Source organism: Christensenella minuta (assembly GCF_003628755.1).
GTDB classification, from domain to species: domain Bacteria; phylum Bacillota; class Clostridia; order Christensenellales; family Christensenellaceae; genus Christensenella; species Christensenella minuta.
This window is the reverse complement of sequence record NZ_CP029256.1, coordinates 869678-885794: the sequence shown is the minus strand read 5'-3', so window position 1 is coordinate 885794 and position 16117 is coordinate 869678. Positions and strand designations below refer to the sequence as shown.

Genomic DNA, 16117 nt, shown 5'->3' with positions numbered 1-16117 from the left:
CAAGCAGAGGTTTGCTCCCCGGTTTTTTAGGGCTATTCACCGCCACGGTGTTTTATGCTATAATTAATGATTATTGAACTACTATGAAAAAGGACGGAAAACATATGCGCGTTACATTGGAAGAAGTTGAGAGGATTGCATCGCTTTCGATGCTCAGCCTCGATGAGGAAAAGAAAAAGATGCTGCAGAAAAATCTGGACGATATACTGGGCCATGCGCAAAAGCTCAATGAGCTTGATACGGAAGGCGTAGAACCGACTTCGTATATCCTGAAGCAGCAAAACGTTGTGCGCGAGGACGTTCCAGGCAGGGTATGGGAGCGGGAAGATATGCTGCTGAATGCGCCTGAAAAGGAAGATGGCTTTTTTACCGTGCCTAAGGTCGTGGATTGACGGAGGAAATGAAAACAATGGAACTTACGGCATTAAATATTACGCAGGCGGCAGATATGCTCGCCAAAAAAGAAATTTCTTCGGCCGAATTGACGCAGGCCTATATTGACCGTATTGAGAGGGTGGAGCCCGAGGTGAACGCTTTGGTAACGACTTGCGCTGATGAAGCGCTTGAAGCGGCAAAGCGGGTGGACAAAAAACGTGTCAAAGGAGAGCTGCTTGGGCGGCTTGCTGGAATTCCTGCAATCATCAAGGATAATATGTGCACCAAAGGGGTCCTTTCTACAGCCTCCTCTAAAATGCTCTATAATTATAAACCGGTTTATGATGCGACGGTCATCGAAAAGCTGAAGGCTGAAGATTATGTATTGCTTGCCAAGGCAAATATGGATGAATTTGCAATGGGCTCTTCTACGGAGACCTCATATTTCGGTGTAACAAAAAACCCGTGGGATACAGCGCGCGTACCTGGCGGGTCTTCCGGGGGCAGCGCTGCCTGTGTCGCAGCGGATGAAGCGGTATTTTCACTTGGATCCGATACCGGCGGGTCTGTACGCCAACCGGCGGCATTTTGCGGCGTCGTGGGGCTGAAGCCGACCTATGGAACGGTTTCGCGGTTTGGACTCATGGCGTTCGCCTCATCGCTTGACCAGATTGGTCCGCTGACCAAAACTGTTGAGGATTCGGCTTTTGTGCTTGATATTATTGCAGGAAACGATAAAAAGGATTCTACTTCTGCAATCATGGATTATCCCCGGTATGGAGAAGGGATGAAGCAGGGAATCAAAGGGCTGAAGGTTGGTATTCCGAAGGAATATCTGGAACAGGAGATCGATCCGGAGGTACGGCGGTCGTATCTCGAAGCGGTCAAGCTGTTTGAAGAGATGGGAGCGGTTGTTGAAGAAACGTCGCTGCCCACCTTTGATTATGCACTTTCCGCTTATTATGTGATTGCATCTGCAGAGGTGGCTTCCAATCTTTCAAGGTTTGACGGGATTCGTTACGGATACCGCACGGACCACTACAGCGATCTCAAGGAGATGTATAAAAACACGCGGTCCGAAGGCTTTGGCGACGAAACAAAACGCCGCATTATGCTTGGCAATTATGTACTCAGCTCCGGATATTATGATGCGTATTATTTGAAGGCGCTTAAGGTTAAGACCCTGATTAAGAACGATTTTGACCGTCTGTTCGGAAAATATGATATCCTTCTTTCGCCCACCGCTCCAACGCCGGCATTTGAAATTGGCGCCAAATCCACGCCGCTTGAGATGTATGTAAACGATTTGTTTACCGTACCTGTCAATATTGCGGGCGTAACGGCAATTTCCGTTCCGTCCGGCGTGACGAAAGAGGGACTACCCGTTTCCGTACAAATGATCGCAAAAGCATTTGACGAAAATACGATGTTCCGTGCGGCGTGGAACTTTGAGCAGGCCGTGAAATTCGACAAAAAACCGACGTTATGATGGAGAAAGACGATGAGATATGAAACTGTAATTGGCCTTGAAGTGCATGTGGAAATGGCAACGGAAACTAAAATTTTCTGTGCATGCAAAAATAAATTCGGCTCACAGCCAAATACGAACGTATGTCCCGTATGCCTTTCTATGCCCGGGACGCTGCCCGTTTTAAATGAGCAGGCTGTAGAATATGGCGTACGTGCGGGATTATCCCTGAACTGTGAAATCCCAAATTATTCCAAGCTTGACAGGAAAGGATATTTTTATCCGGACTTGGCTAAGGCATACCAGATATCGCAATACGACTTTCCGCTGTGCTCCCATGGCGAGGTGGAGGTGGAAACGGACGGAGAAAAGCATAAGATTGGAATCACCCGTATCCATATCGAGGAAGACGCCGGGAAGTTGGTGCATCAGGGAACGGAAAGCTTTGTAGACTATAACCGCGGCGGCGTGCCGTTGATGGAAATCGTTACGGAGCCCGACTTCCGGAGCGCTTCACAGGTTAAAGCCTTTCTCGATACGGTTCGCGCGAATATGGAATATATCGGTGTTTCCGATTGCAAGATGGAAGAAGGCTCGATGCGCTGCGATATCAATATTTCCGTCCGCCCGGCGGGCGAAACAAAATACGGCACCCGTACGGAGCTTAAAAATGTCAATAGTATTTCGGCCGCACAGCGGGCAATTGAATATGAAGCAAAGCGCCACATAGAGGTGATTGAGGATGGTGGGGAAATTGTGCAGGAAACGCGCCGCTGGGACGATGCCAAAGGGAAAACATACCCGATGCGCGACAAGGAAGAAGCGCATGATTACCGCTATTTCCCGGATCCGGACCTTGTTCCCGTTTATCTTACGGACGAGCGTATTGCCAAGATTAGAGCGGCGCTTCCGGAACTGCCTGCCGCGAAACGCAAGCGCTATGTAAGCGAGTTTGGACTGCCGGAGTACGATGCCGGCGTGCTTACGATGTCCAAATACACGGCAAAATTCTTTGAAGACAGTGTGGCGATTTACAATGAGCCGAAAGCCATCAGCAACTATATTATGGTTGAACTTGCACGGCTCCTGAAGGAAAGCAATATGGAGGCGAAGGATATCCCGGTATCGCCTGAAGATTTCACCGACCTGTTAAAGCTTGTAAACGACGGGATAATCAATTCGAGCATGGGGAAACAGGTATTTGAGGAAATGTTCAAAACCGGGAAAAAGCCCGCGCAGATTGTAGAGGAAAAGGATTTAAAGCAAAACGACAACGCGGACGAAATTTTGGCGCTTGTGCAGAAGATCATTGTGGAAAATCCAAAACCTGTCGCAGATTTTAAGGGCGGTAACAAAAAGGCGATGACCTTTTTTGTCGGCCAGGTGATGAAGGCGACGAAGGGGAAGGCTAATCCGAAAACGGTAAACGAACTGGTAAAGGCGGAGCTTGACAAGGCATGAGGCAGGGCAAGCTGACAAACGCAAAGCTGCGCGAGCTTGTGATTGATAAAATCGAGCCGCAAAATGAAGAGACCGTGGTGGGCGCGGGTGTTGGCGAGGATTGCTGCGCCGTGATAACGGGGGATTTGTGTGTCGTTTCGACTGATCCAATCACCGCCGGCGGAAAACAAACCGGAGTTCTTGCTATCCATATCAATGCAAACGATATAGCCGCCGCAGGCGCGGCGCCGATTGCGGCGCTTGTGACGCTGCTCATCCCGCCGTCGGCAGGAGAGGCACAAGTCAGGAAGCTGATGAACGAACTCGTGCAAACCGCGCGCAGCCTTGGGATCGACATCATCGGCGGGCATACGGAAGTTACGGACAGCGTAACACGTACGGTGGTCTCGGTGACGATGATCGGCAAGCCTGTGGTTAAGGGAAAAATGTTTAAAACGTCTGACGTGCAGCCTGGCGATGATATCATTATGACAAAATATGCGGGGCTCGAGGGAACCGCGATCATCGCGTCGGATTTCAGCGGAGAGCTTTCATTGACGGAGCAGGAGCGGAAAGAGCTTGCTCGAATCAAGGAATCTTTGAGCGTGGTAAAAGACGGCAGGATCGCGGCAGAGACGGACGGCATCCATGCAATGCACGACATTACGGAGGGCGGCGTTCTCGGCGCGGTCTGCGAGATGTGCGAAGCATCCGGCACGGGTGCGCGCATAGACCTTTCTGCGGTTCCTGTTTTGCCGCTGACAAGCAGAGTTTGCACAAAATACGGGCTTGATGTCTATGGGCTTATTTCATCCGGCAGTATGATGATCGCGGCGCGAAACGGAAATAGAATTGTAGAGGCGATGAGGGCAAACGGAATTCCGGCGACGGTTATCGGCAAGGCCGGAGGACAGGGAGTATATGACCTGTCATCCGGACAAAAACGGGCCATAACGCCATATCCGGCGGATGAGCTGTATAAAGTATTGGAAAGATAGCTTGGATTGTGCTATAATAATAGCCAACGATTTTTGAAAGAGGTATGCGCGTTTGAAAAGCATGACAGGCTTTGGTAAAAGCGAAATCGCGATTGACGGAAGAAAGCTGCGGGTGGAAATCAAGACGGTGAACCACCGTTTTCTCGATATCAGTATCCGGGAACCGCGTTTCATGGTCTTTTTGGAGGACGAGGTACGAAAGTATGTTAAGAAAAACGTAAGCCGGGGCAGAGTCGATGTATTCATTTATTATTCCTCTGAGCGCGAGGACGCAAAAAATGTAATTGTGGATATGCCGCTTATAACGGCATATATGAAGGCTGCGAAAGGCATTGGCACACAGTGCGGAATCGAAAACGACCTCACTGTCACAAGCCTGATGCGGCTTCCTGACGCGGTGACCTATGAGGATGAGAATTCGGATGAGGAAGCTCTGAAAAAGCTCTTGTTCACAAACCTTGACGGCGCGCTTGCTGAATTGAAAAGAGCGCGCGAAGAGGAAGGCGAGCAGCTGAAAAAGGATATTATGCAGCGGCTTGATACGATTCTCGTTTATGTCAATAACATTGCTTCAAAGGAAGATATTGTGGTCTATGAATACAAGATGAAGCTGAAAGAAAGGTTGCAGGAGCTTTTGGACGGCACTGAGGTGGACGAGCAGCGTCTTGCGCAGGAAGTAGCGTTTTATGCGGACCGGTGCAATATTACCGAGGAATTGGTACGCCTCAAAAGCCATGTAAAACAATTTAAAGCGGCGGCGGAAGAAACGACCCCGCAGGGCCGGAACATGGATTTTATTGTGCAGGAGCTGAACCGCGAATTCAACACAATCGGCTCTAAAACACAGGATGGAGATATTTTAAAACAGGTGATCGCCGGGAAAGGCGAAGTGGAAAAGATCAGGGAGCAGATACAGAATATCGAATAGGAGCATAGCATGGCGATTAAACTTATTAATATCGGATTTGGCAATATTGCCTCGGCAAACCGCCTGGTTGCAATCGTCAGCCCGGAATCGGCGCCCATCAAGCGTATTATTTCGGAGGCAAGGGCGGCGGGACGGCTTATCGACGCAACCTATGGCAGGCGTACGCGCGCCGTAGTCATCATGGACAGCGACCATGTGATCCTGTCGGCGGTACAGCCGGAAACGGTTGCAAACCGTATTGTAACAAAAGATACAGATGATTCTGACGATTGAGGAAGTTTGATTATGGGGGGAACAGGGAAATTAATCGTAATTTCGGGACCGTCGGGGGCCGGAAAAGGAACAATTGTGGATCAACTGTTGAAAAGCGGAAAATACGAGCTTTCCATTTCCTGTACAACGCGTGCGCCGCGCGGGCAGGAGAAGGAGGGTGTGAATTATTTCTTTAAATCCCGGGAGGAGTTTGAACGGATGATTTCCGAACACAAATTCCTTGAATACGCGGATGTTTTTGGATGCTATTACGGAACGCCGAAGGATTATGTGCTGGGAAAACTGGGTGAAGGCAAAAATGTGATCCTTGAAATAGACGTGCAGGGTGCGCTGCAGGTAAAAAAGAATTATCCGGACGCGGTGATGATTTTTATCCTGCCGCCTTCTGAGGAGGTGCTTCTTGCCCGGCTTCGCGGCCGGGGAACGGAAACCGAGGAACAAATCGGCAGGCGCTTTGGAAAAGCGCGTGCCGAAATGGAGCTTGCAGATCAATATGATTATTCGGTGGTAAACGACGATCTGATGACCGCGGTTGCGGAGGTCAGGGAAATGATAGAAAAAAGCTAAACGGAGGATTTTATAGTTATGATACATTTGGAATTAAATGATTTGTTGGCAAAGGTGGACTGCAGGTATACGCTGATCGTCGAAACGGCAAAGCGGGCGCGGCAGCTGATTGACGGTGCGCAGCCGCTGACCGAGCCTGAGGATAAAAATCCCGTTTCCCAAGCGGTCAATGAGATACTGAATGACAAAGTGACTTATATCCGCGTGACGGATGGAATCAAATAAGAAAATGCTGGGCGGGAAGAACGTCCTTTTGGGCGTAACGGGCGGTATTGCCGCCTATAAGGCTGCAAATCTTACCAGTATGCTGAAGAAGACGGGAGCAGGCGTAGACGTCGTAATGACGGAAGCGGCTACCCGTTTTGTTGCGCCCCTTACTTTTGAAACGTTGAGCAAAAACGCGGTCGTGACCGACCTGTTTTCCCGGGAGAAACCGTGGGAGGTGGAGCATATCGCGCTTGCGCAAAAGGCCGATCTTGCGCTCGTAGCGCCTGCTACGGCGAATACGATTGCAAAGCTGGCCTGCGGCATCGCGGATAATATGCTGACCACGACCTTACTTGCGTGTACCTGTCCGATTTTTATTGCTCCGGCAATGAATACGGCAATGTATGAAAACATTGCCACACAGGTTAACCTGCAAATTCTCAGGGATCGCGGTTATATCATTCTGCCTGCCGGGGATGGCGACTTAGCGTGCGGACAGACGGGTGCGGGACGCATGCTGGAGCCCGAAGACATTCTGTCGGCTGTGGAAAACTTTTTTAAAAAGAAAGCTGACTTCCAGGGAAAGAGAATATTAATAACGGCAGGGCCGACGCGCGAAGCGATTGACCCGGTGCGCTACCTAACTAACCGGTCTTCCGGACGGATGGGGTATGCGCTGGCGGATGCGGCGGTTGCGCGCGGAGCGGACGTAGCGCTTGTCTCCGGTCCTGTTTCACTGGAAAAGCCAGAGGGAGTAGAGTTTTATCCGGTTCAAAGCGCGGCGGAAATGTACGACCGGGTGATGGACCTGAAAGATAAAGCCGATGTGATTATTATGTGCGCGGCGGTAGCGGATTATACGCCCATAGTTTGTGCGGAGCACAAGATGAAAAAGCAGGATGCGTTGGTAATCGAATTCGAAAAAACAAGGGATATCCTTGCGGAGGTGGGAAAAACGAAACATGCGTTTCTTGCTGGTTTTGCCGCAGAGACACAAAATCTTGAGGGCTATGCGAGGGATAAGCTCAGCCGCAAGAATCTCGATATGATTATTGCAAACGACGTTTCCGGAACGGAAACTGGATTTGACAGCGAATACAACGCAGTTTCAATTTATACGAGGGATGGGAAAGCCGTGCACTTTACCAGAGATACAAAGCGCAATCTGGCCGACAGTATCCTTACTGAAATTGCCAAGATCAGCGGATAGCGCTCCCATCCAGGGGCGCTATTTTTGGAAAGGAAGGAGCCGGGATGTACGCACGGGTGATTGTGGATATTTCACACACGCAGGTTGACCGCGTATTTGAATATAAGATTCCAGATGGCTTGAATATCCTGCCGGGAATGCGTGTGAAGGTTCCTTTTGGCCATATGAAGGATACGGAAGGCATTGTCATTGGGCTCGAGGCATCTTCCGAATATGCGCCGGAAAAAATTAAAGAAATTTTATGCTCCCTCGACGATTTTTGCGCACTGACCGGCGAACAGATCGGGCTTGCTGAATTTATTAAACAGAAATACAATACAACCCTCGCAGCGGCGCTTCGTTTTATGCTTCCAGCACAGGTCCGCGGCGGCAGGGTTTCTGTAAAAACGCAAAATGTGGCCCGCTTGCTTCTTGCGGGAAAAGACCTGCTGGCGGCGGAAGCCGGGCTGCTGAAAAAGGACGGCAGCGTAAAGTTCCCAAGGCAGAAAGAAGTGATCGACCTTTTAAAGAAAGAAGGTGAAGTGCCTGCGGCGGAATTGAACGCCTCGGCGACGAAATCCCTTGAAAAAAAAGGGATCATCGAAGTCGTCCGGACAGAAGTCGCCAGAGCTCCTTTTGAAAAAGCAGTTGCCCGGATCGTTGATTATGAATTGACGGAAAGGCAGAAGGAAATTTTGGAACGAATTCGCAGCAACGGAAAAAAACGTTTTTTATTGCATGGGGTTACAGGGAGCGGTAAAACGGAAATTTATATCAGGGTGATGCGCGATTGTCTCGCGCAGGGCAAAACGGCGATTTTGCTTGTGCCTGAAATCTCTCTAACTCCGCAGACCTATACGTTTTTGAAACAGCGGTTTAACGAGGAGATTGCCGTATTTCATTCCGGGCTTTCCGCGGGAGAGCGGTTTGACGAATGGATGAAGGTTAAGCGTGGGGAAGCAAAGATTGTTTTGGGAGCGCGTTCAGCAGTATTTGCCCCGCTGGAAAACCTAGGAGTTATTATTATAGATGAAGAACATGAAACGAGTTATAAGGCGGATAATTATCCTAAATACACCGCGCATGAAATTGCGGAAGAGCGTTGCCGCCTCAGTGATGCAATATTGATTCTGGGAAGCGCTACGCCACAGATTGAAACATATTACAAAGCGCGGCAGGGAGAGTTTGAAATATTGAAAATGCCAAATCGCCTGTTTGCCCTGCAGCTTCCCGCAGTAGAAATCATTGACCTGTGCAATGAACTCAAAAACGGCAACCGAACCGCCATTAGCGGCAGGCTGTACGATGAGCTGGAGCGCACGCTTGCAAACGGAAAGCAGGCAATGCTGTTTTTGAACCGCAGGGGCTATTCCACTTTTGTTATGTGCCGTTCGTGCGGTTACGTGGTGAAATGTGACAGCTGTGACGTAACAATGACCTATCATAAAGCTCAGGATATTCTCAAATGCCACTATTGCGGGCGGACGAAGGCGCCGGAGACAGTGTGCCCGGAATGCGGGAAACCCCACCTGAAATATTTCGGGATGGGAACGCAGCAAATTGAGGAGCAGGTGAAGGCTTTGTTTCCACAGGCCCGCATCCTGCGGATGGATCTTGATACGATGGGAACAAAGGATGCGCATATCAGGGTGTTTGATGATTTTGCAGCGCATAAAGCGGATATCCTGATCGGTACGCAGATGATTGCCAAGGGATTCGATTTTAAGGATGTCACGCTGTCGGCGATTCTCGCGGCGGATACAATGCTGAATATTCCGGATTACCGCAGCGCTGAACGAACCTTTTGCCATATTACGCAGATCGCGGGGCGGGCGGGCAGGAAGGAACCCGGAACCGTTATCCTCCAGACTTATAACCCGGCTCACTATGCGGTGCAGTATGCAAAATATCATGATTACGAAGGATTTTACAATGAGGAGATCGCCTTGCGGAAAATGGCCCAATTACCGCCGTTTTCCACATATGTTCAGCTTCAGTTTTCGGGGGAAAGAGAAGAGCAGGTAATCGCTGCCGTAAAGGATTTCATCGGGAAATTAAAAGCGGTGCTATTGCCGCATAAACGTGGTATAATAAGTATCAGGGCATCTGAAGCGGCTATCAAGCGGATTCGTGATTTAGAGCGGTACCACATACTGATTCATTTGAGGAACGACGAAGGGCTGATCGGACAGATTTATGAGTTATTCAATCGAACGAAATATATGAATGTATTGACCGGGATCGATATCAATCCGGTCAATATGGCTTGACGGAGGAATCATATGGCAACAAGAACCATCCTTTTGAAGGATAATCCAAGGCTGAGGAAGACTTCACGGCCGGTGACCAAAATCAATAAGCATATCACAGACCTTTTGGACGATATGGCGCAGACAATGTACGAAGCGCGGGGCGTAGGACTGGCGGCTCCGCAGGTGGGCGTGCTGCGGCGCGTTGTGGTGATCGATGTTGGAGAAGGACTTTTGGAGCTGATTAACCCCGAAATCATACATGCAGAGGGACAGCAGCGGGTAGAAGAGGGGTGTCTTTCACTTCCGGACGACGTGGGTTTTGTGATTCGTCCCGCTAAGGTGACCGTTCGCGCGTTGGATCGTAGCGGGGAAGAGCATGAATATGTAGGGGAGGACCTTCTCGCGCGGGCATTTGCGCATGAGATCGACCATCTGGACGGAATTTTATTTACGGACAAAATGGTAGAACGTGTAGAGCCGGACGGGGCCGGAGAGAACGTAGATGAGCAAGAGCTTTAAGATTGTTTTCATGGGGACGCCTGCTTTTGCTGTCCCGTCCCTTGAGATGCTGATTCGTGAACAGTATCATATTGCGGCTGTTGTGACGCAGCCAGACCGCAAGGCCGGAAGAGGGCACAAGCTGACCCCGCCGCCCGTTAAGGTGGCTGCGGAGAAAGCCGGTATTCCGGTTTACCAGTTTGAAAAAATCCGGGTGCCGGAAGGGGCTGCACTATTAAAAAGGATTGCGCCGGATATAATGATCACGGCCGCTTTTGGGCATATCCTTACGGAGGAGATTCTTGCTATCCCGAAATATGGCTGTATTAACGTGCATGCGTCCCTGCTGCCAAAGCTGCGCGGCGCGGCACCTATCCAGTGGGCTATTATCAATGGTGAAAAAGAGACGGGGATAACGACGATGTATACCGCGCTCGCACTCGACGCGGGAGATATCCTGGAGCAGGAAAGTATCGGCATTCCAGAGGACATGACCGCAGGACAGCTTTATGAAAAGCTTAGCGTGCTGGGAGCCGGCGTACTGCAGAGAACGCTGGAAAAACTTGCGGACGGGACGCTTGTGCGCACGCCCCAAAACGAGGCCGAGGCGACTTATTTTCCGATGTTCCAACGCGGGTTTGGAGAGATCGATTTTTCAAAAAGCGGAAAAGAGATTCATGATTTTGTGCGCGGTACAAACCCCGCGCCGGAAGCTTATATGATGTATCGTGATGAAAAAATCAAAGTGTACCGCGTAACGGCGCAGAAATATTCCGGAACGGAACCATGCGGAACCATATTATATGCGGACAGCAAACAGGGGCTTGGAATCCGCTGTGCGGATGGAATGGTCGCGGTCGAAGAACTGAAACGTTGCGGCGCGCGCTGTATGGACGCGAGGGATTGCCTGTGCGGCAGACCGCTTGAGGTTGGGTATCGGTTTCAAAACAGGGAGAATAGCGAAATTTGAATGCAAGGCAGGCGGCACTTGAGATTGTAACAAATGTGCTGCAAAATGAAAGCTATCTGAATCTGGAATGCAAGCGCGTATTATCCACAGGCTGGAGCGTGGAAGATAAGCGCTTTATTACTGCGCTTGCAAATACGACGATTGAGAATCTGTTTCGTATTGATTACGTGCTGAATCAATTTATTACCGCAAAGCGTGTTCATTCCGTAATTATGAATATTTTGCGGCTGGGCGCCTGCCAGCTTTTGTTCTTTGAATCTGTACCCGTATCGGCGGCGGTGAACGAAAGCGTAAAATTGGCGGAGAAATCCGGAAAGCGGCAATTGAAAGGATTTGTGAACGCCGTTCTGCGCAATCTATCCAAAAATTTTGGAAAAATACAGTATCCAGACCGTGACGAAGACCCCGTGGAATATTTCCACATATTTTACAGCTATCCCAAATGGCTGTGTGAACAATATATACGTGAATATGGGGAAGAACAGGCAGAACAGATGATGAGTTATACGGGTGACCGCTCGCTTACATGCGTGCGGCTGAACAGACTGCGTGCGGACCATGCGCCGGAAGGATATTTACCCGGACTCTACTGTGAAGACGCATACTATATTAAGGGGATGACGGCTGTAGACGAAATACCGGAGTTCGGGGAAGGCCGAATCACGATACAGGGCGAGGCATCACAGGTAACCGTATGCGCCGCCGGAATCGACAAAAACAATTATGTTCTTGATGCGTGCGCAGCGCCCGGCGGGAAGAGCGCTTATGCGGCATGGTTTGCCCGCGATGGCAAGGTGGTGGCATTGGAATTGCATCGGCACCGGGCAGAGCTCATGAAACGAACTCTGGAACGGCTGGGCGCTAAAAACACCGAAATCCATATTGCGGATGCTTCGGAATACCGGTTGGAATGGAAAGAGGCGTTCGATGTGGTGCTTGCGGACGTACCGTGCAGTGCTCTTGGCCTTTTATACCGCAAACCGGATATTAAGATTTTTAAAAAGAAAGAAGATATTCCGGCGCTTGCCGCTGTGCAGCGGCAAATATTGGAGACCTGCGCTCTTTACGTAAAACCGGGAGGTGTACTGCTGTATTCCACTTGTACCATAGATAAGGCAGAAAACGAGGATAATATCCGTGATTTCCTCAGGCGGCATGAAGAATTTGCAGAGGATGGGCTAAGCCCTTTCCTGCCTGGGGAACTGAAGGAACGAACTGAAGACGGGATGCTGCAGCTTTTTCCGCATATCGATAGCATCGACGGCTTTTTCATGGCGAGGCTGAGACGGCTATGAAAAGAGCGCTACTCGACTATTCCCTTGAGGAACTGAAAAAGGAATTTATGCAGATGGGGGAAAAGCCGTTCCATGCAAAACAGGTCATGAAATGGCTTGCCCAGCAAAAGCCAATCGAAGAAATGACGGATATTTCAAAGGCCCTTCGCGAAAAATTGCGTAAAACCTATACGGAAGGTTATACGGAGGTATGCCGCGTGCTTGAGGCCGCGGACGGTACCCTGAAATATCTATTTCGTTATGCGGACGGGAGTACGGTGGAAAGCGTGTTCATGCAGAAGGATTATGGGAATACGGTATGTGTTTCCACGCAGGTAGGCTGCCGAATGGGGTGCGTGTTTTGTGCCTCGTGCAAAGACGGCTTAAAACGAAATCTTTCAGCGGGAGAAATCCTTGCCCAGGTCGTTGCGGTGAATGCTGCCCAGGGTGAAGGACGAAACCTGAGCAACATCGTATTGATGGGCATGGGTGAACCACTCGACAATTATGGGAATGTTGTAAAATTTATCCGCATGGTAAATGATCCGGCGGGCATGGGGATCGGCCTGCGCGGCATTTCACTTTCTTCGTGCGGCTTGATAGAAGAGATTAAGCGTTTTGCGGAAGAGGGGCTCGGCGTCACGCTTTCCATATCGCTGCACGCGGCTTCGGACGAAAAGCGCGTCACGATTATGCCGACGGCGAAAAAATATAAAATACGTGATATCCTCGATGCGGCGAAAACCTACTTTTTAAAAACAGGCCGGCGTATTATAATAGAGTATACTGTAATTAACGGCTTTAACGACAGCGAGGAAGACGTTTTTTTATTAAAGGACATACTGCGTGGTATGAATTGCCACATAAACCTGATCCCGCTTAATGGCAATGAGGGGCTAGCGCTGAAAGCGCCGGACAAACGGAGGGTTTATTCGTTCTGCAAGCTGCTTGAAAGAGAAGGGCTTTCAGCTACGGTAAGAAAATCCATGGGCAGTGACATTGCAGGCGCGTGCGGGCAGCTCAGACAGCAATATATTGGTAAAAACGGGGACAACGCATGAAGACGGTAGCATTGAGCCATATTGGCAAAGTCAGGACGACAAATGAAGATTCTATATTGGTACACGACCAGAATGTACCTTATTACATGCTCGTGGCGGATGGGATGGGCGGCCATGCGGCGGGAGAAGTCGCAAGCGGTATGGTATGTACCGAGCTGGAACGCTATATCAGCGCGCTGGGACATAAAGAGCTGACGGAAAAGCAAATTTTGGATGCGATCCGGTTTGTAAACCAACGTTTGATCGATGCGGTAGAGGAAGAGCCTGCGTTCCAGGGAATGGGAACGACGCTGACCTTTGCTGCGTTCGACGGGGATAAGATCACCATTGCGCAGGTCGGCGATTCCCGCGCCTACCATAAACGTGCGGATGATATTTACAAGGTGACCAAAGACCATACGTATGTGCAGCACCTGATAGACAGTGGCGTGATCAAAAAAGGGGCCGCAGAAGATTATCCTTTTAAAAATATTATTACGCGTTCCGTGGGAATGAAGGACGTGGAGGTCGATTTCTTTACCGTCGAATGGAAGGATGACGATATCATTCTTTTATGCTCGGACGGTCTTTCCAACTATACGAATAGAAAAATCATGTTTGATATTTTGGCGGGGCCGCAGATGCTTGAAGAGAAGGCGCAGAAGCTTGTCGACGTGGCCCTTGCAGGCGGCGGAAAAGATAATATTTCAGTCGTCCTTGCGCAACGCACGCAAGAGGGAGGAGCGCTATGATCGGGCCGGACACGGTGCTTGCCGGACGCTACCGGTTGATTGAGCAAATAGATTCGGGCGGATCCGCCTATATTTATAAAGCAATGGACGAGCTTACCAAACAAATCGTTGCCGTCAAAATTCTGAAGCCCGAACTTACGGAGAACGAGGAATTCGTACAGCGCTTCAAAAAGGAAGTTCAGGCGGCGGCGAAGCTCCGCCATGCCAATATTATCCGCGCTTATGATGCCGGTCTTGATAATGGGACTTATTATATTGTCATGGATCTTATCGAAGGGAAAACGCTTAAGCACTTGATTAATGTCAATGGGCCTCTGCCTGTCAAGTATGCGGTGGCGGTGGCAAAGAAGCTTTGTCTTGCGCTTGAATATGCACATGTAAAAGGATTCGTACACCGGGATATCAAGCCGCATAATGTAATGATCGATATGACGGGAGAGCCGTATATTGCGGATTTCGGAATTGCCCGCAACATTGCCCAAAATACGATTACCGCGGAAGAAGGAAGCGTGATGGGCTCCGTGCACTATTTCTCTCCGGAGCAGGCGCGCGGTGAACGGGTGGATAAACGTTCCGATATTTATTCACTTGGGATATTACTTTATGAAATGGTGACGGGTAAAGTGCCCTTTGATGCGGATACATCCGTTGCGATCGCTTTGAAGCATATCAACGACCCTATGCCGGATGCCAAGGAATCAGCGCCCTCCCTCCCGGAGAGCATCAATAAGATCATCCAGAAGGCAACGCAGAAGGATAAGCATTTTCGTTACAAATCCGCATTTAATATGTATGAGGATTTACAGCGGTGCCTTTCTGAGCCTGATGGCGAATACGTAAAATACAGTGAGAGCAAACGAACCCAGCAGCATATCGAAGAAGCCCATGCGAAGCGGTCGAAAAAAAGCGTAAAACGGCTGGTTTTGGTTTTTGGGGTAGCCGCCGTCGTTGTTTTTGCGATCATTGCGGTTGTAAGCGCAGTGATAAATTTCAATGTGGAACGGCCCGTGCCATTACCCGACTTTGTGGGTATGACAGAGAAAAATGCCGTAGAAGCAGCACAAAAAGTTACCTCGATGCCCACCGTGACCTATGAAAATTCTTCTGAAGCGGAAAAGGGCGTTGTGATACGCCAGGACCCCGAAGCCGGAATGGATTTTAAAAAAGACGATCCGCTGACGCTCGTGGTGAGTAACGGAAGCGGCTCCGATATTATGCCCGATGTTACCAATATGGACCGGGCACAGGCAGAGAAGATTTTGCGGGAGAACGGTATTGAATGGGATCAGATCGTAGAGGATACTACGGGCGACGCGCCCATTGGATATGTCATCGAGCAGCATCCTGCGGCGGGGGAATCCGTTTCCAGGAGCGGAAGCGTATGGCTTACCGTCAAGGCTTCGCCGGATATTCAAAAAATTTCAATGCCAAATATCCAGAGCATGACGCTTCCCGATGCGTTAAACGTACTGAAGCTCAGAGACCTGAGCCTGTTCTTTATTTATGAGAAAGACAGTGATGAAGAAGAAAATACGGTGATTTCGCAGAAACCAGCCGAAAATACGGAGATATCCACCAATAGCTCAGTGGAGCTGACTGTTCCGGCATCGAGCGGAAGGAGATATAAGGTTTCCAAGCCGATTAACCTCACAATTCCCAAGGATGGAACCTCCCTGCGTATCGGGATACCCGGAAATGTAGACGGAGTTTCCGTCTACTATATTATCTATGGAGCGGTTGTTGAAGCGGGCGACCAGGCGATCGAACCAACTGGAACCATCGTAATCGATTCCGATGAGGATGTCGCGCAAAAAGATCTGGCAATCTTCCTCAATGATGTTCAGGTGAAAACGGAAACAGTGGAATTTGTAAGGGGGTAAGGTCTT

16 protein-coding genes are annotated in these 16117 nt (G+C 49.7%); all 16 read left to right on the top strand.

The features are described 5' to 3' along the window. Positions 1-83 precede the first annotated feature (83 nt). Complete coding sequence (gatC, locus tag B1H56_RS04285) at positions 84-392, top strand: Asp-tRNA(Asn)/Glu-tRNA(Gln) amidotransferase subunit GatC (RefSeq protein WP_066518573.1); 309 nt, start codon at positions 84-86, stop codon at positions 390-392. A gap of 17 nt (positions 393-409) precedes the next feature. Further along, positions 410-1864 (top strand): Asp-tRNA(Asn)/Glu-tRNA(Gln) amidotransferase subunit GatA, encoded by a 1455-nt coding sequence (gene gatA / locus B1H56_RS04280; protein ID WP_066519273.1) that lies wholly within the window; start codon positions 410-412, stop codon positions 1862-1864. Positions 1865-1876: 12 nt separating this feature from the next. Next, positions 1877-3304, top strand: coding sequence for an Asp-tRNA(Asn)/Glu-tRNA(Gln) amidotransferase subunit GatB (gene gatB / locus B1H56_RS04275; RefSeq protein WP_066518574.1), 1428 nt, complete (start codon positions 1877-1879; stop codon positions 3302-3304). After that, positions 3301-4281, top strand: a complete 981-nt coding sequence (locus B1H56_RS04270) for an AIR synthase family protein (RefSeq protein ID WP_066518576.1) — start codon at positions 3301-3303, stop codon at positions 4279-4281. The genes gatB and B1H56_RS04270 overlap by 4 nt, the downstream gene beginning before the upstream one ends. Before the next feature lie 61 nt (positions 4282-4342). After that, complete coding sequence (locus B1H56_RS04265) at positions 4343-5209, top strand: YicC/YloC family endoribonuclease (protein WP_066519278.1); 867 nt, start codon at positions 4343-4345, stop codon at positions 5207-5209. A 9-nt stretch (positions 5210-5218) separates the two neighbouring features. Beyond that, positions 5219-5482, top strand: coding sequence for an extracellular matrix/biofilm regulator RemA (gene remA, locus B1H56_RS04260; protein WP_066518580.1), 264 nt, complete (start codon positions 5219-5221; stop codon positions 5480-5482). Between the two features lie 12 nt (positions 5483-5494). Next, positions 5495-6049 carry a guanylate kinase gene (gene gmk, locus B1H56_RS04255; protein ID WP_066518583.1) on the top strand — a complete coding sequence of 185 codons (555 nt, stop codon included), beginning with the start codon at positions 5495-5497 and terminating at the stop codon, positions 6047-6049. An 18-nt stretch (positions 6050-6067) separates the two neighbouring features. Further along, on the top strand, positions 6068-6274 hold the full coding sequence (gene rpoZ / locus B1H56_RS04250; RefSeq protein WP_066518584.1) for a DNA-directed RNA polymerase subunit omega: 207 nt from the start codon (positions 6068-6070) through the stop codon (positions 6272-6274). Next, on the top strand, positions 6261-7466 hold the full coding sequence (coaBC, locus tag B1H56_RS04245) for a bifunctional phosphopantothenoylcysteine decarboxylase/phosphopantothenate--cysteine ligase CoaBC (RefSeq protein ID WP_242862031.1): 1206 nt from the start codon (positions 6261-6263) through the stop codon (positions 7464-7466). Before rpoZ ends, coaBC begins: the two co-directional genes overlap by 14 nt. A gap of 44 nt (positions 7467-7510) precedes the next feature. Continuing rightward, on the top strand, positions 7511-9715 hold the full coding sequence (gene priA, locus B1H56_RS04240; RefSeq protein WP_066518588.1) for a replication restart helicase PriA: 2205 nt from the start codon (positions 7511-7513) through the stop codon (positions 9713-9715). A gap of 12 nt (positions 9716-9727) precedes the next feature. Further along, on the top strand, positions 9728-10216 hold the full coding sequence (def, locus tag B1H56_RS04235) for a peptide deformylase (protein ID WP_066518591.1): 489 nt from the start codon (positions 9728-9730) through the stop codon (positions 10214-10216). Beyond that, entirely contained in the window at positions 10200-11165 is a 966-nt protein-coding gene (gene fmt / locus B1H56_RS04230; protein WP_121418966.1) for a methionyl-tRNA formyltransferase, read from the top strand. Before def ends, fmt begins: the two co-directional genes overlap by 17 nt. Beyond that, positions 11162-12460: a 16S rRNA (cytosine(967)-C(5))-methyltransferase RsmB gene (gene rsmB / locus B1H56_RS04225; RefSeq protein ID WP_066518593.1), complete on the top strand. Its 1299-nt coding sequence runs from the start codon at positions 11162-11164 to the stop codon at positions 12458-12460. Before fmt ends, rsmB begins: the two co-directional genes overlap by 4 nt. Next, positions 12457-13500 carry a dual-specificity RNA methyltransferase RlmN gene (gene rlmN, locus B1H56_RS04220; protein WP_066518597.1) on the top strand — a complete coding sequence of 348 codons (1044 nt, stop codon included), beginning with the start codon at positions 12457-12459 and terminating at the stop codon, positions 13498-13500. The genes rsmB and rlmN overlap by 4 nt, the downstream gene beginning before the upstream one ends. Further along, complete coding sequence (locus tag B1H56_RS04215; protein ID WP_066518599.1) at positions 13497-14231, top strand: Stp1/IreP family PP2C-type Ser/Thr phosphatase; 735 nt, start codon at positions 13497-13499, stop codon at positions 14229-14231. Before rlmN ends, B1H56_RS04215 begins: the two co-directional genes overlap by 4 nt. Next, positions 14228-16111, top strand: a complete 1884-nt coding sequence (locus B1H56_RS04210) for a protein kinase domain-containing protein (protein ID WP_066518601.1) — start codon at positions 14228-14230, stop codon at positions 16109-16111. The genes B1H56_RS04215 and B1H56_RS04210 overlap by 4 nt, the downstream gene beginning before the upstream one ends. Positions 16112-16117: the final 6 nt, after the last annotated feature.

Bases quoted from the DNA above. Each gene is read 5' to 3' on its own strand.
- def (WP_066518591.1), top strand. From the start codon at position 9,728: ATGGCAACAAGAACCATCCTTTTGAAGGATAATCCAAGGCTGAGGAAG.
- B1H56_RS04265 (WP_066519278.1), top strand. From the start codon at position 4,343: ATGACAGGCTTTGGTAAAAGCGAAATCGCGATTGACGGAAGAAAGCTG.
- gmk (WP_066518583.1), top strand. From the start codon at position 5,495: ATGGGGGGAACAGGGAAATTAATCGTAATTTCGGGACCGTCGGGGGCC.
- remA (WP_066518580.1), top strand. From the start codon at position 5,219: ATGGCGATTAAACTTATTAATATCGGATTTGGCAATATTGCCTCGGCA.
- priA (WP_066518588.1), top strand. From the start codon at position 7,511: ATGTACGCACGGGTGATTGTGGATATTTCACACACGCAGGTTGACCGC.
- gatC (WP_066518573.1), top strand. From the start codon at position 84: ATGAAAAAGGACGGAAAACATATGCGCGTTACATTGGAAGAAGTTGAG.
- fmt (WP_121418966.1), top strand. From the start codon at position 10,200: ATGAGCAAGAGCTTTAAGATTGTTTTCATGGGGACGCCTGCTTTTGCT.
- coaBC (WP_242862031.1), top strand. From the start codon at position 6,261: ATGGAATCAAATAAGAAAATGCTGGGCGGGAAGAACGTCCTTTTGGGC.
- gatB (WP_066518574.1), top strand. From the start codon at position 1,877: ATGAGATATGAAACTGTAATTGGCCTTGAAGTGCATGTGGAAATGGCA.
- B1H56_RS04270 (WP_066518576.1), top strand. From the start codon at position 3,301: ATGAGGCAGGGCAAGCTGACAAACGCAAAGCTGCGCGAGCTTGTGATT.
- rpoZ (WP_066518584.1), top strand. From the start codon at position 6,068: ATGATACATTTGGAATTAAATGATTTGTTGGCAAAGGTGGACTGCAGG.
- rlmN (WP_066518597.1), top strand. From the start codon at position 12,457: ATGAAAAGAGCGCTACTCGACTATTCCCTTGAGGAACTGAAAAAGGAA.
- B1H56_RS04210 (WP_066518601.1), top strand. From the start codon at position 14,228: ATGATCGGGCCGGACACGGTGCTTGCCGGACGCTACCGGTTGATTGAG.
- B1H56_RS04215 (WP_066518599.1), top strand. From the start codon at position 13,497: ATGAAGACGGTAGCATTGAGCCATATTGGCAAAGTCAGGACGACAAAT.
- gatA (WP_066519273.1), top strand. From the start codon at position 410: ATGGAACTTACGGCATTAAATATTACGCAGGCGGCAGATATGCTCGCC.